Here is a 19,961-nt window from a genome sequence, read left to right as displayed (position 1 = left end):
CGGCTGCAAAACTACAACCTTTTTTGACTTTACAAACTATCTTTTGAAAATAATTTGAAATAAATTTTAAAGCCAATTAAACAAACATTTATAAGAACTACCGCTCACATTTAAACGGACGGCAAAGATACACAGAAGTTCAAGTCTGACAAGTATTTTTTGATATTTAATTCAAATAAAAACCTAATCCTTTGACCTTGTTTAGTCTAGCTTTATTATTTCTTTATTAAAGCATTTTTATCACTCATTTACTGCTAAAAAAGATACCCGAAAATAGACCATAAAGACTAATTTCTTCCTACAAATAGTAAAGGTGTTTTATTATAGAGCTTTTTGTGGATCTACTTAAGCTTTCGCGAAAGCGTAATTATTTAAAGAAAGAAGTTCCAAACGATACCAAAACGTATATTAAAGTCTCTATATGGATACCCTGGTGCGCTATAAAAGTCGTTACCTGTAAAGCTACTATTAAAGTGTTCGGCCTTGAGAAAGATTCTGGTCTGGCGAACTTTCATATTAATAAAGAAGTCTAATAGGGGAAAGTTCCCAAACTCTTGAGAGTTTTGCACATAAAATTCCGCAAGTATAGGGTCATATGCATTGAGATTATACTTTGTAAAGTAGTTTGCAGTAAAACCTGTTTGTAAAAAGAGTGCTTTTTTAAACAGACGGTCTGTGAAGTATAAGCTTCCTCTACCCACAAAGTCTGGAACATTGAGCACACCCTCTGCCCCACTCACGTTTTGATATGTGGCAGTGAGATCTAGATTAAACTTCTTATACTTGATATTTTTACTAGCTGTGACCTGAAGATGATTTATGGACTCACTGGTTTGAAAAGAGTTTACAAGTGAGTCTACAGGATCTAATGCAAAATATGCATAGTCTTTTATAGTAGCAGCAGAGGCTTTGAGGTTTACCCACTTTTTTGAATCTAACTGAGCCGTGAGTGTATTAGTCTTTACAGTTGCATAAGCTTCTTGATTAGACCAGTTATAATTTATATAGTTGCTCTGAAAAAGTAGATGGTTAAATCCTGCTGGTCTTGCATTGCTCAATATACTTGCCGAAAAGCGCTTGTCTTTATCTATAGCATATCCAGCCTCTCCATATATATTGTATCCATCAAAATCTCCTGAGACATTTACTTGAGCATCTCCCAGTATATCAAAACCACCTATTTTATTTTTATACCCTCCTCCTACTGCAATTGTGGTGGTTTGTATTCTATTAGGTACTCTTACCGTTTGCTCGTCTATACCATCACCATCTTGATCTATACCTTGTATAAGTACTGCATCATAGCCATAATTAAAATACGTAGCATTTGCTTGAAACTTGAGCTGCCCTAGTTTTTTATCTTCATAAACAAGGTTAAGTTCGTTATAGGTTTCTTCGTGATCTGTTCTATCAGAAAAGTCGGATTGTCTAAATGCTTCTCCAAAAAGATCATTTGCTGCATCTTGGCTATATCTATAAAATTTATTCTCGCTATTAAAAATGTGACCTACTCTTAAACTATAATCTTTAAGACTATCTTGTTTTTGAATAATATTATAGTGATGGTTTACATACACTCTTGTACCATCTAGTATATTTTCGGCATCTTCAAAGTTTACTGGCAATCTTGATCTATCATCAAAATCTTCGTCACCACTATTAAACTGCTCTATACCTAAAGTGGTTAATCCTCCGTTTTCTTGATTACTTAAATCTTGAGCAACCCAGTGTGCCTTTATATAGTATCGCTTATTTTTTGTGTTATAGCTACCTGCAAATCTAAAATTACCCGAACTGGTTAATGCATTTTGATATTTACCTAAGCTACGCACTCCTTTATAAGCTATAGACATATTAAGTCTAGGGTGTATATTAAGGGTAAAGAAAGCGTCTAGTTGTTGTCCTTGCTCAAAAGCGCTCTTATAAAACAACTCTGTGAGTGGTGTAGGTAGGTAGTGATACTTTATATCTTCTACCTCTTGATAAGCAAAGTGTCTAGCATTTGCAATATAGCCAGGCGTGGTGCGCCTGTTATCAAAATGATGTATGAGCGTATTATTAGTTTGCCCGGTATTTGCAAACGGCAATAAACCATAGCGGTCTTTACGCAGGTAATTAAATTTATAATCCTTTTCTATAGTAAGAGTAGTATCTACATATAAGGTATCTCTTTTTACAGAGATAATCTTATAATCCTCTACAGGTGGTCTTTCAAACTCTTTAATATTTGTAGATTTTGCATCTCTAGCATTAAGCGGGTCGTTATTATCACCAAGACCTTCACTTCTTTGCAATGTAGGTGTTTGCTGTATAGGTGATGTTTGCCCAAAGACTGCTACTTGCGCTAGACAAAAAATAAACCCAAAAATCTTATTCATATAAACAATTTGATGTGTCAAAATTACATTATTTGCACCGATTCTAGTATTTTGACCCGTTCAATATATGCTTAAACTTAAATATCATACTCATCTTATAGAATGTGGCACAGACGAGGCTGGTCGTGGCTGTCTTGCAGGACCCGTTACGGCAGCTGCTGTGATGCTGCCCGATAGTTTTATAAACGAGATTCTTACAGATTCAAAACAACTCACAGAGAAGAAACGTGATTTACTCAAACCTATTATAGAGCAACAAGCAATTGCCTACTCTTTTTCTCACGTGATGATGGAGGAAATAGACGACATTAATATCCTTAACGCCTCTATCACTGCAATGCATCGTAGTATTGAAGGTATGATAGGTACGCTTTCGCGAAAGCAAAAAAAACCGCAACACATACTTGTAGACGGTAATCGCTTTAAAGCATTTACTGGCCTAGATCACACAACTGTTATTAAAGGTGATGGAAAATACCTCCCCATAGCCGCGGCATCTATCATTGCCAAAACAGAGCGTGACCTATTTATGGACCGCATACACGAAGAGTACCCTATGTATAACTGGAAAAAAAACAAAGGGTATCCTACAAAAGAACATCGAGAAGCGATACGCACCTATGGTATTACAAAATACCACCGCAAAAGCTTTAAACTATTACCCGAACAATACTCGCTAGACTTTACTTTTAAAGACCATAAGTAATATACTGTTGAAAAGGTGGTCAATATTATTATGACCACAAAGGCCGTAGGTCTCACACAAGACTGTATTTTTGAACAACCAGTCTTTACTATTTATGAAAATTCTATTATACCTCTCTGCCGTTGTTGTATTGCTAGCTAGCTGCACAACCTCAACAAAGAACTCGTCTTCACTCACAAAATACATTCCTCGTAAGGCATCTGTTGTTGTAAAAACTACAAATCTTAAAGATTTTAAAAGTGCACTAGTCAATAATGATTTCATACAAGAGCTTGGCACCACTAGTCTATACAAAACACTGGTAGATAACCAAGCCGCATTTGCAGCTGTACAACCAGATGGAGAGACACTGTTTTGCTATACTAAGCTAGGGCGCAAAGCCTACGATTTGAGCATTATTACAAAAAACCACCTAGGCCTTTTTAAAAATGACTCAACACTTATAAGAGAAGCCTCACTCAATGACAAAAAAATTAAGTCACTAGGAGCAAATGCTCATTACCTTATATATAACGATGTTTTTATAGCAAGCACCTCAAAAATTTTGCTTGAGAACGTACTGAGAGAGAAAAATAGAGAAACGTACACAGACCCTATGTTTGACCGCGCCTATAATTCTTCTAGTAACAGTGCGACTGCTTCTATTTTTATAAAAGGATCTGAAGGAGGAGATTTATACAAAACACTCTTTCCTGCGGCTGGCGTAAATGCACTTAAAGACTCCTTTACTTGGGCCACGGCAGATATTGACCTTGACCAAAATGATGTACGTCTCAATGGCGTAGTACTCGTACAAGACTCTACAAACTTGCGTCTCTCCCTACTCAAGAACACAAACCCTGCGGTAAACAGAATCACTAGCATCACTCCCACCGCTGCCGTAGCTGTAGAAGCTATAAGCTATGATAGCTGGGAACAACTTAAATCTAATAAAGCAGACTTGCTCAAAGTAGACCTTGCTCAATATAATATCCCGCAAGAAGACCTCTTTGCTAGTTTTACAGAGATAGGTGTTATTCATCTTGCAAAGAGTTCGGTGATTGTGGGTGTTTCGGCAGATGTGAGTGTTACAGATAATGTGCTTGCAAGCGGGTCAGAGCTAGCGACCTTTAGAAAAGTTAAGATATATGAAGTTGAGAATGCTTCCGCTTTAGCGAAAGCTTACTCACCTCTACTCAACCTCTCTTCTCCAAAGATGTATGCCACAATAGATGACTTTTATCTCTTTGCCGAAAATCAAGAAGCACTAGAAACTGTTATTGCAAATTATCAGAACCAAGCAATATTAGCTACCAGTGCGGCATTTGCTCCTACAAAAAACGCATTGAGTCGTGCCTCAAGTTACTTACACATCACAAACCTTGATAGCAAAAACTACCAGCGACTTGTATCTCAACAGGGACAAAAAAACCTAAAAGAAACTACCCTAGAAGGCTATCACTATGCCGCTCTACAACTCGTGCAAGAGAAAGATTACCTCCTGCTCAACACGACAATACTTAAAAATGAAGACAACACTACAGATGCTAGCATTGCACAAATTGCAAATGTGAAGCTTAGCGCACCTATTACAATGTCTCCACAGCTGGTAAAAAATCATCGTACAGATGGACAAGATATTGTTGTGCAAGACATAAATAACACTCTATACCTTATAAGTAATGCCGGTAAGGTATTATGGCAAAAGGATCTGGATGGTCAAATACTGGGCGATATGCAGCAGGTAGACATCTACCGTAACGGGAGATTACAGCTAGCCTTCACCACAGAGAAGTCTTTCTACATTCTAGACCGGAATGGTAATGATGTGGGACCATACCCACTGTCTTTTAAAGACACCATCACACAACCACTTGCGATATTTGATTACGATAATAATAGCAACTATCGTTTTGTAATTGTGCAGGGTGAAAAGGTACTTATGTATGATAAAAAGGCAAGCCCTGTTTCTGGTTTTACTTTTAAGGAAGCTACGAGTACAGTTATATTTCCGCCAGCACACATTCGTATTGCAAATAAGGATTATATCGTAATTGCCGAAAACAATGGAAAAATCAACATCTTGAGTCGTACTGGTACAGCTCGTATAGAGGTAAAGAAAAATATAAACTTTGGTGATGTACCAGTTTATAGAAACAGAAATACGTTTGAAACATATACTGTAAACGGAGAGAAGGTAAGAGTCACTACAAAGGGAGAAGTCGTACAGACCATCTCAGATTTTGACTCAGACTCACGTATAGCGCTAGGCAAGTCTCTTGCGGTAGGGCAGCGAGAGAATCTACTATTAATAAACGGTAAGAAAAAAGAAATAGCTTATGGTTCTTATAGTGCTCCACAAGTTTTTGAAGCTGCAAAAAAGCAATACATCACACTTACTAATACAGAATCTAGTGAGGTGTATCTATATGATAGCAAAGGAAATCTACTTCCTAACTTCCCTATTTACGGCACATCAAAAGCCTCTGTAGGTTTACTAGAAAAAAACAAGTCACTAGGTTTTGTCACACAGGGTGGTGACAAGTCTATCCTTATTTATAAAATAAACTAGTAAAATGGGTTTCAAGTAATTGAGAGATGTGGAGATTACTCTGCAACTTCTGGAGTAACAAACTCCGCTTCAAAAAGGGCTGTAAAATGCTTTTTAAGCTTAGCCTTCACCTCCTCTTGATCTACTGTAGCTTTCCCTAGCTCTACATTAAGTGAGGTAACGGCCTTATCTTTTATACCGCAAGGTATCATAAGGTCAAAATAGCCTAAATCTGCATTTACATTAAGTGCAAAGCCGTGCATAGTAACCCAGCGGCTCGCTCTCACACCCATAGCACATATCTTTCTGGCAAATGGCGTCCCTACGTCAAACCAAACTCCTGTCTCCCCTGGAGAACGCTCGGCTTTGAGTCCGTATTCGGCTAGAGTGAGAATAACCATCTCTTCAAGTAGGCGTAAATATTTATTTATATCTCTAAAGAAGTTATCAAGATCTAATATAGGATATCCCACTATCTGACCCGGCCCGTGGTAGGTAATATCACCACCTCTATTTATTTTATAGAATGTAGCATTCTTTTCGGCTAGCTCTTTTTCGCTCACAAGCAGGTTAGACATATCACCACTCTTACCTAACGTAAAAACGTGTGGATGCTCTACAAAGAGAAAATGGTTAGGAGTTACTAATCCTGCATCTTCTCTTCTGTTTGCGATTTTCATCGCAACCGTTTTCTTAAAAAGCTCATCTTGATAGTCCCAAGTTTCCTTGTAATCGCGATGTCCTAAATCCTGAAAAATGATATTTTTATTCACGCCGCAAAGGTAAGAATTACTTCACATTAAAAAACCTCCTACCAGATGGTAGGAGGTTATAAAATATCGTTAAAAACAGCTCTTACTGCTCTTCAAGAACCACCTCAAAATTTTCTAATACCTTGCTCTTATTATTAAGCAAGCTGTGATAGTCTATTTCAAAAGTAACCGTCTTACCATCTGCTCCTATACTCGCTCCATCTGGCGTTACAGAAATAACCTTTCTAGGAAACACATACTCAAGTGTCATTGTAGACTTACTAAGCTCCTTATCCATCTGGGCGAGCATACCAGACATCATATCATTTTCATCTCCTACTTCTCCGCTTGAGCTTTGCCCTATAGTTTCTTGCGTCTTTTGTGACAAGACAACCTCTTCACCTAGATGTTCTGCAAGTGCTTTTGGGTCTGTTCTTCTAAAGGTATTATCTGTAAATGTATATATTACCTTATCTGTACTAAGCATACTACTTGCAGGACTGCTAGTAGCTTTCTCACTTCCTGGTGTTGTTTTCTTTGCTGTATCAAATACCTTCTCTATATCATAAGCGATGCGCTCTATCTCATTAAACTGCTTGAAGTCCTTTATGATGGTAAGTACCATAACACCATTATCCTCGTCTATATTCATTTGCATAGAGAAATCTCTTAGCGCTTTGATATCCTCTTGTTTAGCCGCTGGTAAGGTTGCAATACTATCTTTATAAGTCTCCAGAAAATCATTAAACACAACAAGTGTGTCCATCTTTTCCTTTTTCTTGTCTACAGATGCTGGTCTTCCTTGGGCTCCCAGCGCCATAAGTTGAGACAAGTCTACTACAGACTCATATCGACCACCCATATCTTCATTAAAGACAATACGCTCTTGCATACTACAACTCACCAGCAATACAAGTAGCACTACTAGTGATAGGTGATTTTTTTTATTCATTTTTAATTTTTGGGATTGTTTAAAATAACGAGTGCTGCAATCACGCCGGGCACCCAGCCACAGAGCCAAAGTAAGAAAACTATTAATACAGACCCACACCCTTTACCTATAACAGAAAGGGGCGGAAAAAAGATGGCTAGTAAGACACGCCAGATACTCATATAATTTGATTTTGATAGGTTACCACAAAGGTAACACTTGATTGATGTACTTAATATGTCTACATATTATTAGAATTGTTACAAGCATTTCGTTTCTGACCCTGCTATGACTATCTTTGCAAGCTTAAAAATTACCGTATGCAACTGTCAGAACAAGAACAAGTACGCCGCCAGAAATTATCTCGCTTGCGCGAAATAGGAATCAACCCCTATCCCGCAGCACAATATCACGTGACTCACGCTTCCGCGAAAGCGAAAAATGACTACACAGAAGGTGAAAAAGTAGTAATGGCTGGAAGGCTAATGTCAAGACGTATACAAGGAAATGCCTCTTTTGCCGAAATACAAGACGGTGAAGGTCGCATACAAGTATATTTTAACCGTGATGAAATCTGTACAGGAGAAGATAAATCTAAGTATAACGAGGTTTATAAAAAGCTTCTTGACATAGGAGACTTTATAGGTATAGAAGGTGAGATGTTTACCACTAAGGTAGGAGAGATCACTGTGCTAGTAAAAGACTTCACGCTATTAAGTAAAGCACTCAAGCCATTACCACAACCACGTACAGATGATGAAGGTAAAGTGCACGATGCATTTACAGATCCAGAGATGCGTTACAGACAGCGATATGTAGACCTTACTGTAAACCCGCACGTAAAAGAAGTTTTTGTAAAACGTACAAAGCTCTTTAACGCAATGCGTAATTTCTTTAACGACGCAGGATACTTTGAGGTTGAGACACCAGTATTACAACCTATCGCAGGTGGTGCAGCTGCAAGACCATTTATAACGCACCATAACTCACTAGATATGCCATTATATATGCGTATCGCAAATGAGTTATACTTAAAGCGTCTTATTGTAGGTGGTTTTGAAGGAGTATATGAGTTCTCAAAAAACTTCAGAAATGAAGGAATGGACCGTACGCACAATCCAGAATTTACCGCAATGGAAATTTATGTAGCCTATAAGGATTACAACTGGATGATGGACTTCTGTGAGCAATTACTAGAGACTTGTGCCATTGCAGTAAATGGTACAACAGAGGCTACCTTTGGAGAGCACAAGGTAGACTTTAAAGCTCCATATGCCCGCGTTACTATGGCAGATAGTATTGAGCACTTCACTGGTTTTGACATTAACGGTAAGACCGAAGATGAGATACGCGCCGCTGCAGAGGGTATGGGTATCGAGGTAGATGATACAATGGGTAAAGGAAAACTCATAGATGAGATTTTCGGAGAGAAGTGTGAGGGTAACTACATACAGCCTACCTTTATTACAGATTACCCTAAAGAGATGAGTCCGCTTTGTAAAGAGCACCGCGACAACCCAGAGCTTACAGAGCGTTTTGAACTTATGGTATGTGGTAAAGAAATTGCAAATGCATACTCAGAGCTTAACGACCCTATAGATCAAAGAGAGCGTTTTGAAGCACAGCTAGAACTTGCAAAGAGAGGTGATGATGAGGCAACAGCCTCTATAGATTATGACTTCTTAAGATCATTAGAGTACGGAATGCCTCCTACATCTGGTATGGGAATAGGGATGGATCGTTTAATAATGTTCTTAACAAATAACCAGTCTATACAAGAAGTACTTTTCTTCCCACAGATGAAACCAGAGAAAAAAGCACTTGACCTTAATGAAAATGAAAAAGCCATTTATGAGCTACTCAAAAAGGAAAGTCCGCAGGAGCTTAGTGCTTTAAAGACAGCTGCCGGATTAAGTAACAAGGCTTGGGATAAAGGAATAAAAGGACTTACAAAAATGGGCGCCGCAAAAGTTTCAAAAACAGATGATGGTCTATTTGTAACCATCGCAGACTAAGGCAACCGCCTTTCTTACTATATAAAACCTCTGTCTATCGGCAGGGGTTTTCTTATTTTTAGTGATGTGCTCAATGTTATAGTTGATAACTACATCTTCATTATATGAGTTTATGGGTATTTATTACGCTTTCGCGAAAGCGCACTTACACCTAGCAGCATTATACTTCCCTAAGTGAAAAGGACAGTTTACAGTCATATAACTGGCATTTACGCATTTATAATTTTAAGAAAGGGCATCTCCCCATAGTTTTGATATAAACAAAAACACATTTATTATGAAAACAAAACACATCACAACAAAGAAGAAGGTAACAGGCGCCATTGCGACTATCTGTATGATGCTAGCCCTCGTGTTTACATCTCAAACGGCACAAGCACAAGCTGTAGAGCGCACGGTATCTGGCGTAGTAAAAACGCATAATAGCGTTGTACCGGGAGCGGCAATCGTTCTCAAAGGCACAAACATAGGTGTTATGGCAGATGAAGATGGCGCTTTTACCTTTCCGCAACCGCTTAAGGATAATGATGTTCTTATCGTAAGCTCAATGGCTTTTGAAGATATGGAGGTAAAAATTGAACGTGGCACTACCTACATCGAACCATTTTTAGAAGGTACAGCCATTGTTATAGTAGGAGCTTTGAGAACTGCACCTGCCCAAAAGAAAGCTATACCTAAATCTATGTAACTATATGTACAAGCTTACGTTCTTTATATTCTTCATCTTCACAACAGTGACAAGTGCACAGCGCTCAGACTTTGCACACATTGACTTTACAACTGCCGATTATAAGGCATCACTTCTTGAAGGTGAAGAATTATATAATCTCCCACTATTAAGCCACAAACTCACCTTAACGCTTACTACAGATGTTGAAAAATTTAGAGCAATCTATTACTGGGTTACTCATAATATAAAAGGCAATGATGCACTTACACGCAAGAGCAAGAAGATGTATCTAGATAAAAGTTACTCAGATGCCAAGCGTTCTTTATTTAAGCAAGAAGTTCTTACGACGTTAGTTAATGATAAGGAAACCCTGTGTACGGGATATGCCTATCTAATTAAAAAGCTTGCCCTATTATCTGGAATTACTTGTGAGGTCATAAATGGATATGACCCTACAAGTACTTTTAAATCAAATGGGAAACTTATTGCAAATCACGCGTGGAATAGCGTACGACTTAACGGGAAATGGTATGTATGCGATGCTACCTGGTCTAGTGGATATACTGATGTAAAAAGCCAGCTTTTTATTTACGACTTTGACCCTAGCTACTTTTTAATGGAACCAGAGGAGTTTTTAAAAAAGCATCACGCTACTAATGAACAATGGAACGACTTACTTGTAATGCAATAATGACATTACATTTTACCACTGGGTTGTTTATCTAGCCATTGCAGGTAATAAATTACGTTTGTTAACACATCACCATCTACATCACCATCTTGTGTATTATTTATTGCTATACTAGCATTAAAACTGGGGATATAAACAAACAGCGTTCCCCAAAAACCAGAATGCAAATAGGTCTCCACGTCTAGTTTTTTACTGTAATAGCTATCAAAACCTAGACGCTGCTTAGGGATATTTCCTTCATCATACTTGCCATCTAGTAATAGCATTGTGTCTAAGGTATTTTTATTTTCAAAAACACGATTATTAAAAACCGCTTGAAGAAATACACTTAAATCTCTTGTAGTAGAAACCAGACCACCTCCTCCATATAAATCTACAGAATTATGCCACTTTGTAGCATCAAGACTACCTACATAGCGATGCACTTCTTGTGGTAACTCTTGCGTAGGTTCTTCTAGACTTTGTAAATAGGTAGACGTCATACCTAGCTCGTCAAACTTAAGTAATGACCTAAGTGCAGCCGCAAGATCGAGCTTAGTTGTGCGCTCTATGATTTCGCCAAGTAAGATATAACCTGTATCGCTATAATTATTTTCTTCTCCGGGAGCAGCATAAGGACTCCCATTATCTATTGCAAATTGTATTTGCTCTGTACGGCTCCATATTTTGTTTGGAGTTTTTGAGGCGGCTTCTATATATTCTGGTCCTCCCTCTGCATAATCATATAAACCACTTGTATGACCTAGACAGTGGCGTATAGTTATTTTATCTGGGTCATAACCCCCCTTTTTAAGTAATGCGATATGCTCCTCAGAGATATATTTTGAGATAGCATCTTCTAGCGATACTTCTCCTTGCTCATACAGACGTAATATAGCCACGGCTACAAATACCTTAGTCACACTCGCTATCCTAAAAGGCTGATTTGCCTTTAACAACGCATCCTTATCTATACTATCATATCCAGCCGCTCCAGAAAAATCTATTTCGGCAAAAGGGGCAATTACAGATAATGAGACACCGGTTACATCTTGCTTTGTATCAGTAAAAGTGTCATCTAGAAAAAATTGCAGCTGCTTATCAGTATCTTGAGTATAGTTTACCTCTTGTGTACTGTTACAGCTTAGGGTTATAAAACAAAGTGCAATTAGGTATGGGATATATTTCATTCGTGTTATTTTTTACAAAGATTACGCTTTCGCGAAAGCGGTCATTGTAAATTTTCGTCAAAAATAGTTAGGCCTTACTTCTATAAAAGATGGTGTCTTTAGGAGTTGCGACGGTGTATGATTTGTATATCTTTTTATCTCTTTAATAAAATGACTCTGATCGTAATATCCATACTTTACTACATAATGCTGCCAGTCGCTATTACGAGTGACATATAACTCTCGTATGGCTTTTTTATATCGCTGGAGTGATTGAAACTTTTTTGGAGTGAGACCTGTATCTCTCTTGAAGTGACGCTCTAGTGTAGAATATGAGTAATTTGTAGCCTTTATAATAGTTTGTATATCACAACTAGCGCTCACTTCTTGTGCCATTGCTACTACAAAACCTTCTCGCTCCTTTTTATACCTCTCTGCAAACCATTGATCTAATTCGCTTGCAATTTCTGAGGGTGATAATGTGAGTAGATGAATCTTAAGTAGCTCGACATCCATCCCAAAAACATCATCAGCAAAGGCGACACTGTCTTTCATAATGGCTTCTGTCTTGAGATCTAAAAATGGTTTGAGCGAAGACAGTCCCCTGCTTTTAAATTTTATGATGATACAGCTTTTGAGATGCGAGAGATCTACAACCACTTCCTTATGAATAAAGCTATACAGCTTACTTCTATTAGATGTATAAGTTTTCCCCATATAGCTCATTGTGTAATGACCATCTAGCACAATAATCATATCTGGAGTAATGCCAGGGTATGCATACATTGTGGGGCTTCCCATAGACAAGAGCGCAGCATCTTTTACAATCCAGTAATGGTCTATGTGCTTTTTTACCTCTGCTATATGTGGCTCAAAAATCATAAGACCAAGCTACTCATTAAAAAATAGAAACCTACTCTTAAAAAACTGTTTTTGAAAAGTTTACTATTTTTTTTCGACTCATTGGTTAATTACAAAATTGATTTACTATGAAGAGTCCAACTACTAAGAGCCTTATAATTTTTGACGGAGAGTGTAACCTTTGCAATGGCGTTGTGGGGTGGTTATTAAAATTTGCTCCAGCAGATCTCTTTGAATTTGTAGCGTATCAATCTCCCAGAGGTCAACATATTTTGAGAGATAACAACAGACCTACAGATAGTCTAGACACGGTAATTCTTATAGATAATAATGTATTGCACACACACTCTGATGGGTTTTTAAAGATTGTATCAAAAATACCAAAGTGGCAGCGTGTTGCCGCCTTACTCGCTTTTATACCTAGAATGCTTAGAGACTTTGTATACCGTACGGCTTCTCGTAATAGGGTACGATGGTTTGGTACATCTTCCTCTTGTACTATTAATTTTAAATAATAAACCCAACACTCCCTAGGGAGCATCGGGTTATCAAACAACAAAATGCGGTGCTCTAGAGCACCGCATTTTGTTACTTATCTTCTTGATTATCTATAAATTTTACATCTCTCGTGTTTTTTTGAACTGCAATAGCAGCAAAGAGACTTAGTGTAAATGACATCCCGTAAAAACCTTTTTCACTTAACTCTAGATCTGCGTTCCATAAACCTACTACGAGTAATAAGATTGAAATAATGGTCACAAACCAACTTATGCCATAATAAATGTCTGTAACAGGTACTCCCTCTAGCCTATCGCGTACACTTTTTTGCACAGAGACTACTGCAAAAAGACCAAAGAGTAAAATTGTAAAATAATATCCTTTTTCATTGAGATACATATCTGCGTTCCATAAACCTACACAAAACGATATCATCCCAACAAATAAGGCACTCCAAGATGCACTTATAAAAGCGCCGGTAGGCTTATTTGAAAATGAAGGTTTTTCTTTTACTTTCTTCTCAGTTACTGGTGTTTCAAATTGATTTTCCATAATGTTTTGTTGTTGTTTAACGAGGTCAAAGATGCAACCCAACCTCACATCAAAAAATCAATAATTTCATTATTACTTACGATATATAATATACTAATATTATATTTATACAATCAAAATAAGCTTTTATACACATATAACTTACGATATAAAATGTCATTATTTTCTATTATTACTAGTTTTTCTAAAGAAGAAAGTGATCTTTTTATACAATACATACGCTCCAGAAATAAAAGAAAGGACACAAAAAACACAGAACTCTATATTCTCTTGCGTAAAGGAGTACCTGTAAATGATATCATCACCACATTATATGGCTCGTCAAACAGAAATGCCTATCACGCATTATCAAAGCGACTGCAAGACTCACTCATAGATTTTATTGCTACACGCAGTTTTGAGACAGAAACCTCAGAAGATATGACCATCTTTAAGTGGATACTTACAGCACGTATACTTTATGAGCAAGACCAGATTGACCCTGCCCATAAACTACTCAAAAAAGCTATTAAAAGAGCAAAACAACTAGACCTCTACACAGCACTAGTCGAGGCATATCATACACAAATACAATACAGCCACCTTCACCCTGAGCAAGATCTACCTGAGCTTGTGGCAGCGGCACAGCGGTGTCACAAGCTCTTTTTACAGCAAGAAAGGCTCAATATGGCATATGCTCACATTAAGAGAACCGTCCAGTTTAACACAGCCCTATTACAACAAGGCGTACAAGAAACTATAGAACAAATTCTAGCAGATTTTAAAATAGACATACAAAAAGATCTTACCTACAAATCCCTTTATCAACTCCTTGAGATTATTAATACAGCAGCACATCTAGATCATAACTTTAGCAAGGCATTACCTTTTATAACAAAGGTTTATAAACTTATAGAGCAGAAGGATCACGTTGCTGCAAAGCATCGTTTTTACCATATACAGGTCCTCTATTTTATGGCAAATGCACATTTTAGAGTGCGTGATTTTACACAGGCTCAGTCATATCTCAAGCTTATGGACGAGCAAATAGGTGCAGATAGAAGAAAATGGGAATCCCGCTTTCGCGAAAGCTACTTACTCATACACAGTTTTGTTATGAATTATAGTGGCAGTTATACAACCGCCATCACCTCTTTAGAAGAATACATAAAAAATACTAAAGGAAAATCCCACCCAGACACCAGACTAGCGCTTGTTGTTTTTCTCACCCAGCAAGGTTTATTTAAAGAAGCCTTAGGCCAGCTTAATAAATTAAAACACTCAGACCAATGGTATGAGACGCAATTAGGCAAAGACTGGTTAATAAAAAGAGATCTTCTCACCCTTATTATTTATTATGAACTAGAGTATGTAGATCTGGCGCACGCTACTTTGAGAAGTTTTAAGCGCAAGCATAAATCTATTATTCGCTCTGAGGCGAGGTTACATTCTTTTATTGCAGTTTACACAGCTATGCATAATAATCCTCTTGTGATAGATGAAGACCGCTTTCGCGAAAGCGTAAAAAATAACTTTACCACCTCCACCCTTAAAGAAGAAGACATCTTTATGGTGAGCTTTTTTGCCTGGATAAAATCTAAGCTTGACAATACACCACTTTATGACACTACCCTTCACTTGTTATGATTTTCTTAACAAGATAGGCGGGTTCTGGGCAGTACCTTTTACCCTTGTAAAACATCCAATTGAATGAATAGAAAATTATCCTACGTAATTGCTACACTACTAGCTATTACAATTGCGAGTTGTGGCGCATCACAATCTAAAGTTGCCAGTAAGGCAAGTGCCTCAAAATCTGCAAAAAAAGACAAGAAAGGTGCCATAAAACCTTATGGCAAAGTAATCACAAAAGAAGCAAAAACAGACGAAGGTCTCTTTACCGTACATAAACTAGACGGCAAGTACTTTTATGAGATTCCAGACACATTGATGGGTCGCGAGATGCTTATGGTCACTCGTATTGCAAAGACTGCCACAGGACTTGGCTTTGGGGGAGGAAAACAAAACACCTCTGTACTACGATGGGAAGTAAAAGATAAAAAAGTGTTACTACGTGTGGTGTCACATCAAATTTATGCCGCAGACTCACTTCCTATTTCTGAGGCTGTAAAGAACAGTAATTTTGAGCCAGTGCTGTATGCTTTTGATGTAAAGGCATATAAGAAGGATTCTGTTTCTGGCAATAAGAATATTGTGATAGACGCGAGCCCTTTATTTGAAACAGATGTTAAACCGCTAGGTTTACCACAGAGACGTCGCAAAAGTCTTAAGGTTTCTAAGCTAGATGCAAAGCGCTCTTACATAGATACAATAAGAAGTTACCCGCAAAACATAGAAGTACGTACCGTAAAAACATACAGCGGTAGTGCATTACCGTCTAATAATGCTACGGGTACACTCTCACTTATGATGAGTAACTCTATGATTTTATTACCAGAAGTACCTATGCAACGCCGTATGTTTGATGAGCGTGTAGGGTGGTTTGGCCGCGGGCAAACAGATTACGGTCTAGACTTACAAAAAAGTAAGACCATACGTTACTTAGACAGATGGAGACTAGAAGTTAAGGACGAAGATATGGCAGCCTTTAAAAGAGGTGAGCTTGTTGAGCCTAAAAAGCAAATCGTTTATTATATAGATAGAGCAACACCAAAAAAATGGGTGCCATATATCAAACAAGGTATAGAAGACTGGCAAGTAGCTTTTGAAGCTGCTGGATTTAAAAATGCCATAATCGCGGCAGATCCTCCTTCTGTAGAAGAAGATCCAGACTGGAGCCCAGAAGATGTACGTTATAGTGTAGTGCGCTACCTTGCGTCTCCTATTCCTAATGCAAATGGACCTCACGTGAGTGATCCTAGATCTGGAGAAATTTTAGAAAGTGATATAAACTGGTACCATAATGTTATGACCTTATTACATAACTGGTACTTTGTACAGACAGCAGCGATTAATCCAGAAGCAAGATCTAACGAGTTTAAAGATGCGATTATGGGACGATTAATTCGTTTTGTGAGTTCTCACGAGGTAGGTCACACACTAGGTCTTCCTCACAATATGGGAAGTAGTGTAGCATATGCTGTAGATGATTTACGTAATCCTGAGTTTACAAAAAAGTATGGAACAGCACCTTCTATTATGGATTATGCTCGTTTTAACTATATCGCACAACCAGGTGATGGTGATGTAGCCTTGATGCCTAACATAGGTATCTACGACAAGTATGCTATTAAGTGGGGATACCGCCCTATACTTGAGGCAAAAAGTGCAGAAGATGAAAAGAAAACCTTAGACAGCTGGATACTAGAGCACGCTGGAGACCCTATGTACCGTTTTGGGAGACAGCAGTTTGGAGTCATAGATCCTAGCTCTCAAACAGAAGATCTAGGTGATGATGCTATGAAAGCAAGTGCTTATGGTATTGCAAACCTTAAACGTATTGTACCTAACCTTATCACTTGGACTGCAGAAGAGGGCCAAAACTATGATGAGCTAGATAAAATGTATGGTCAAGTACTCTCTCAGTATAACCGCTATATGGGTCACGTTGCCGCAAATGTAGGTGGTGTGTATGAGATGTATAAAACGTATGATCAAGATGGAGCTGTATATACACACGTACCTAAAGAGGAACAAAAAGAAGCACTTACCTTCTTACAAAAAAATCTTTTTGAGACACCAGAGTGGTTACTAGACACAAACATTTTTGATAAAATAGAAAATGCAGGTAGTGTAGAACGTATAAGACGTTTCCAGACTAGAACGCTTAACAACCTTCTAGATTTTGGAAGAATGGGACGTATGCTAGAGAACGAAACTCTTAATGGCAACAGTGCATATACCTTTATGGATATGATGGAAGATACTCGTGATGGCCTCTTTAGTGAGTTAAAGTCAAGAAGCACCATAGACATCTACCGCCGTAACTTACAGCGTGCATATGTAGAGCGTCTAGCATACTTAATGACTAGAGAGCAAGGAGCTTCTAGCCGTTTTAGCACTAGAACTTCTATTGATGTAAGCCAGAGTGACATTAGAGCCGTAGTACGTGCAGAGCTTAAAGATCTTAAACGTGATTTACAAAACAGCAGACTGCGTGATCGTATGAGTCGCATTCACACAGAAGATCTTGTAGAGCGTATCAATTTAATACTTGACCCTAAATAAGGGATAATTTACCCCTAAGATTTCCCCTTCCCATATAAGCCGGCTGTTGTTGACAGTCGGCTTTTTTTATGTAAAAAATTCTCGTTACCAGACTACTCTAGAGTTCATAAATTAATGAAGATATATACGCTTTCGCGAAAGCGTAACAAATCACAAATAAATCCTAAAAATAAAAATGGATTAAACTTTGTGCATTTTACACAGTCATATAAGTGTTCAGTAATTAAAAAAATAAAGAATATGAAAAAGTTAATAATGGCATTTTTAGTACTAGCTACTATATCAATGTCTGCACAAAGAGGACCAAGAGGCGGAGAAGACAGAAAAGGAAAAGACCTTACTGTAGAACAAATGGCTACGCTTAAAACTAAGAAAATGACCCTAGCACTTGCTCTAGACAATAACCAGTCTAAAAAAGTGTATAACGTACTACTTGCACAAGCAAAAGACCGCAAGCAAGCGATGGAAGCTCGCAAAGCTCAAACAGAAAAACCTGAGCTTACAAAAGAGCAAAAATTTGCTAAGACAAATGAACGTCTAGATAAACAAATAGCTATGCAACAAGAGATGCAAAGTATCTTATCTGAAGACCAATTTAAGCAGTTTAAGAAGATGAGCGCAAAGCGCAAAGGTGAAGGAAGACGCGGTGGCAAACGTGGTAGAGGCCAGCGTGGTAAATAATGTTTTTATTGATTGATTAATTTGGTTTGAGAACGGCATCCTTTAGTTAGGATGCCGTTTTCTTTTTTATGTAAACTTATAAGGTTTTACTCACCTTTGCTACAGCAGCAATTGTATCATCAAGATCTTGATAAGACAGTGCATCGTTTAAAAACCAGCTCTCATAAGCACTAGGTGCTATATATATACCCTCTGCAAGTAAACCGTGAAAGAATTTTTTAAAGGTATCATTATCCCCAGCTGCCGCTGTTTTAAAATCTACTACACCGTCTTTTGCAAAGTGCACAGAGATCATAGAGCCTAGTCTATTTATTGTAAATGTTACACCACTTTCTGTAAGTGCCTGTTCTATACCTTTATGTAGATACTCGGTCTTGTCTTTAAGGCTTGTAAATACTTCTGGGTTCTCATTAAGTTCTGTAAGCATTGCAAGACCTGCTGCCATCGCTAGCGGGTTACCACTAAGTGTACCGGCTTGGTAAACTGGGCCTTCTGGTGCGAGGTGACTCATAATCTCTGCTCGAGCTGCAAATGCTCCTACAGGCAGACCACCTCCTATTACTTTTCCAAAGGTTACAATATCTGCTCTTACATCCATAAGTTCTTGAACACCTCCCTTTGCAAGACGAAAACCTGTCATCACCTCATCAAATATAAGTAAGGCACCATTTTCATCACATAGCTCACGAAGTCCTTGTAAGAAACCTTCGGCTGGGAGTATGCACCCCATATTACCTGCAACAGGCTCTATGATAATGGCTGCAATCTCTCCAGGGTTTGCTGCAAAAAGCGCTTTTACTTGATCAAGATTATTATAGTCTGCTAGTAAAGTATCTTTTGCCGTACCTGTAGTTACTCCCGGACTATTAGGAGAGCCAAAAGTCACTGCCCCACTACCTGCTTGTATTAAAAACGAGTCAGAGTGACCGTGATAGCAACCTGCAAATTTTATAATTTTCTCTCTTCCAGAAAACCCTCTCGCAAGTCGTACAGCACTCATACAAGCCTCTGTACCACTATTTACAAATCGTATTTTATCTATACCTGGCACCATTGAGATAGCAAGCTCTGCTATTTTTGTCTCTATCTCTGTAGGCATTCCAAAAGAGGTTCCTTTTTGAGCTTTTTGTACTACGGCATCTACCACAGGCTTATGTGCGTGACCTAGTATCATAGGCCCCCAAGATGCGATATAGTCTATAAGCTTGCGACCATCTTCGTCATATAAATAAGCTCCTTTTGCTTCTTTTACAAAAACAGGGTCGCCACCTACAGATTTAAAAGCTCTTACTGGGCTGTTTACTCCACCTGGTATTACTTTTTGAGCCGCTACAAATAACTCACTACTTCTTTTATAAATCATATGCTGTATGTTTCACTC

17 protein-coding genes are annotated in these 19,961 nt (G+C 38.1%); 9 read left to right on the top strand and 8 right to left on the bottom strand.

The window, feature by feature from the left end; translation table 11 throughout:
* Positions 1–371 precede the first annotated feature (371 nt).
* The gene (locus Q0948_RS12745; protein WP_298353360.1) at positions 372–2,378 is read right to left on the bottom strand and encodes a putative porin; all 2,007 of its coding nucleotides are present in this window, start codon (positions 2,376–2,378) and stop codon (positions 372–374) included.
* A 67-nt stretch (positions 2,379–2,445) separates the two neighbouring features.
* Here Q0948_RS12745 and Q0948_RS12740 point away from each other — a divergent pair, with 67 nt between their 5' ends.
* Both Q0948_RS12740 and Q0948_RS12735 read left to right on the top strand, forming a co-directional pair.
* Positions 2,446–3,084, top strand: a complete 639-nt coding sequence (locus Q0948_RS12740) for a ribonuclease HII (RefSeq protein ID WP_298353357.1) — start codon at positions 2,446–2,448, stop codon at positions 3,082–3,084.
* A gap of 94 nt (positions 3,085–3,178) precedes the next feature.
* Positions 3,179–5,635, top strand: a complete 2,457-nt coding sequence (locus tag Q0948_RS12735) for a hypothetical protein (RefSeq protein WP_298353354.1) — start codon at positions 3,179–3,181, stop codon at positions 5,633–5,635.
* Between the two features lie 35 nt (positions 5,636–5,670).
* On the opposite strand, the gene lipB is transcribed toward Q0948_RS12735, so the two are convergent.
* The 3 genes from lipB to Q0948_RS12720 all read right to left on the bottom strand — a co-directional run bounded on the left by lipB (position 5,671) and on the right by Q0948_RS12720 (position 7,479).
* Positions 5,671–6,387, bottom strand: coding sequence for a lipoyl(octanoyl) transferase LipB (gene lipB, locus Q0948_RS12730; protein ID WP_298353351.1), 717 nt, complete (start codon positions 6,385–6,387; stop codon positions 5,671–5,673).
* A gap of 82 nt (positions 6,388–6,469) precedes the next feature.
* Positions 6,470–7,318, bottom strand: coding sequence for a hypothetical protein (locus Q0948_RS12725; RefSeq protein WP_298353348.1), 849 nt, complete (start codon positions 7,316–7,318; stop codon positions 6,470–6,472).
* A 2-nt stretch (positions 7,319–7,320) separates the two neighbouring features.
* Positions 7,321–7,479 carry a YqaE/Pmp3 family membrane protein gene (locus Q0948_RS12720; protein ID WP_081965011.1) on the bottom strand — a complete coding sequence of 53 codons (159 nt, stop codon included), beginning with the start codon at positions 7,477–7,479 and terminating at the stop codon, positions 7,321–7,323.
* Between the two features lie 138 nt (positions 7,480–7,617).
* Between Q0948_RS12720 and lysS the strand changes: the two genes are divergently transcribed.
* The 3 genes from lysS (at position 7,618) to Q0948_RS12705 (ending at position 10,673) form a co-directional block, all read left to right on the top strand.
* Entirely contained in the window at positions 7,618–9,312 is a 1,695-nt protein-coding gene (gene lysS, locus Q0948_RS12715; protein WP_298353341.1) for a lysine--tRNA ligase, read from the top strand.
* Between the two features lie 277 nt (positions 9,313–9,589).
* Entirely contained in the window at positions 9,590–10,000 is a 411-nt protein-coding gene (locus Q0948_RS12710; protein ID WP_298353338.1) for a carboxypeptidase-like regulatory domain-containing protein, read from the top strand.
* Positions 10,001–10,004: 4 nt separating this feature from the next.
* Positions 10,005–10,673 carry a transglutaminase domain-containing protein gene (locus tag Q0948_RS12705; protein WP_298353335.1) on the top strand — a complete coding sequence of 223 codons (669 nt, stop codon included), beginning with the start codon at positions 10,005–10,007 and terminating at the stop codon, positions 10,671–10,673.
* Positions 10,674–10,678: 5 nt separating this feature from the next.
* Here the strand turns inward: Q0948_RS12705 and Q0948_RS12700 are convergent, their stop codons facing one another.
* Complete coding sequence (locus Q0948_RS12700; protein ID WP_298353332.1) at positions 10,679–11,842, bottom strand: serine hydrolase; 1,164 nt, start codon at positions 11,840–11,842, stop codon at positions 10,679–10,681.
* 57 nt (positions 11,843–11,899) lie between these two features.
* Complete coding sequence (locus tag Q0948_RS12695) at positions 11,900–12,703, bottom strand: helix-turn-helix domain-containing protein (RefSeq protein WP_038599307.1); 804 nt, start codon at positions 12,701–12,703, stop codon at positions 11,900–11,902.
* 107 nt (positions 12,704–12,810) lie between these two features.
* Here Q0948_RS12695 and Q0948_RS12690 point away from each other — a divergent pair, with 107 nt between their 5' ends.
* The gene (locus Q0948_RS12690; protein WP_298353328.1) at positions 12,811–13,197 is read left to right on the top strand and encodes a thiol-disulfide oxidoreductase DCC family protein; all 387 of its coding nucleotides are present in this window, start codon (positions 12,811–12,813) and stop codon (positions 13,195–13,197) included.
* A 73-nt stretch (positions 13,198–13,270) separates the two neighbouring features.
* Here the strand turns inward: Q0948_RS12690 and yiaA are convergent, their stop codons facing one another.
* Positions 13,271–13,732, bottom strand: a complete 462-nt coding sequence (gene yiaA / locus Q0948_RS12685; RefSeq protein WP_298353324.1) for an inner membrane protein YiaA — start codon at positions 13,730–13,732, stop codon at positions 13,271–13,273.
* Positions 13,733–13,885: 153 nt separating this feature from the next.
* On the opposite strand from yiaA, the gene Q0948_RS12680 reads away from it, so the two are divergent.
* The 3 genes from Q0948_RS12680 to Q0948_RS12670 all read left to right on the top strand — a co-directional run bounded on the left by Q0948_RS12680 (position 13,886) and on the right by Q0948_RS12670 (position 18,580).
* Positions 13,886–15,358 (top strand): hypothetical protein, encoded by a 1,473-nt coding sequence (locus Q0948_RS12680; protein WP_298353321.1) that lies wholly within the window; start codon positions 13,886–13,888, stop codon positions 15,356–15,358.
* Between the two features lie 63 nt (positions 15,359–15,421).
* The gene (locus Q0948_RS12675; RefSeq protein ID WP_298353318.1) at positions 15,422–17,899 is read left to right on the top strand and encodes a zinc-dependent metalloprotease; all 2,478 of its coding nucleotides are present in this window, start codon (positions 15,422–15,424) and stop codon (positions 17,897–17,899) included.
* 240 nt (positions 17,900–18,139) lie between these two features.
* Positions 18,140–18,580: a hypothetical protein gene (locus Q0948_RS12670; protein ID WP_298353315.1), complete on the top strand. Its 441-nt coding sequence runs from the start codon at positions 18,140–18,142 to the stop codon at positions 18,578–18,580.
* A 76-nt stretch (positions 18,581–18,656) separates the two neighbouring features.
* Here the strand turns inward: Q0948_RS12670 and hemL are convergent, their stop codons facing one another.
* Entirely contained in the window at positions 18,657–19,943 is a 1,287-nt protein-coding gene (gene hemL, locus Q0948_RS12665; protein WP_298353312.1) for a glutamate-1-semialdehyde 2,1-aminomutase, read from the bottom strand.
* Positions 19,944–19,961 lie beyond the last annotated feature (18 nt).

This window comes from uncultured Dokdonia sp., assembly GCF_947496725.1.
Classification (GTDB): Bacteria; Bacteroidota; Bacteroidia; order Flavobacteriales; family Flavobacteriaceae; genus Dokdonia.
Note: the sequence above shows the minus strand (reverse complement) of the source record. Positions and strands in the feature narration are given on the sequence as shown.

Excerpts from the sequence above, each read along its gene's own strand:
- yiaA (WP_298353324.1), bottom strand. The coding sequence starts at position 13,732 with ATGGAAAATCAATTTGAAACACCAGTAACTGAGAAGAAAGTAAAAGAA.
- Q0948_RS12705 (WP_298353335.1), top strand. The coding sequence starts at position 10,005 with ATGTACAAGCTTACGTTCTTTATATTCTTCATCTTCACAACAGTGACA.
- Q0948_RS12675 (WP_298353318.1), top strand. The coding sequence starts at position 15,422 with ATGAATAGAAAATTATCCTACGTAATTGCTACACTACTAGCTATTACA.
- Q0948_RS12735 (WP_298353354.1), top strand. The coding sequence starts at position 3,179 with ATGAAAATTCTATTATACCTCTCTGCCGTTGTTGTATTGCTAGCTAGC.
- Q0948_RS12740 (WP_298353357.1), top strand. The coding sequence starts at position 2,446 with ATGCTTAAACTTAAATATCATACTCATCTTATAGAATGTGGCACAGAC.
- Q0948_RS12690 (WP_298353328.1), top strand. The coding sequence starts at position 12,811 with ATGAAGAGTCCAACTACTAAGAGCCTTATAATTTTTGACGGAGAGTGT.
- Q0948_RS12745 (WP_298353360.1), bottom strand. The coding sequence starts at position 2,378 with ATGAATAAGATTTTTGGGTTTATTTTTTGTCTAGCGCAAGTAGCAGTC.
- Q0948_RS12680 (WP_298353321.1), top strand. The coding sequence starts at position 13,886 with ATGTCATTATTTTCTATTATTACTAGTTTTTCTAAAGAAGAAAGTGAT.
- Q0948_RS12720 (WP_081965011.1), bottom strand. The coding sequence starts at position 7,479 with ATGAGTATCTGGCGTGTCTTACTAGCCATCTTTTTTCCGCCCCTTTCT.
- Q0948_RS12700 (WP_298353332.1), bottom strand. The coding sequence starts at position 11,842 with ATGAAATATATCCCATACCTAATTGCACTTTGTTTTATAACCCTAAGC.
- Q0948_RS12725 (WP_298353348.1), bottom strand. The coding sequence starts at position 7,318 with ATGAATAAAAAAAATCACCTATCACTAGTAGTGCTACTTGTATTGCTG.
- lysS (WP_298353341.1), top strand. The coding sequence starts at position 7,618 with ATGCAACTGTCAGAACAAGAACAAGTACGCCGCCAGAAATTATCTCGC.
- hemL (WP_298353312.1), bottom strand. The coding sequence starts at position 19,943 with ATGATTTATAAAAGAAGTAGTGAGTTATTTGTAGCGGCTCAAAAAGTA.
- Q0948_RS12670 (WP_298353315.1), top strand. The coding sequence starts at position 18,140 with ATGAAAAAGTTAATAATGGCATTTTTAGTACTAGCTACTATATCAATG.
- Q0948_RS12695 (WP_038599307.1), bottom strand. The coding sequence starts at position 12,703 with ATGATTTTTGAGCCACATATAGCAGAGGTAAAAAAGCACATAGACCAT.
- Q0948_RS12710 (WP_298353338.1), top strand. The coding sequence starts at position 9,590 with ATGAAAACAAAACACATCACAACAAAGAAGAAGGTAACAGGCGCCATT.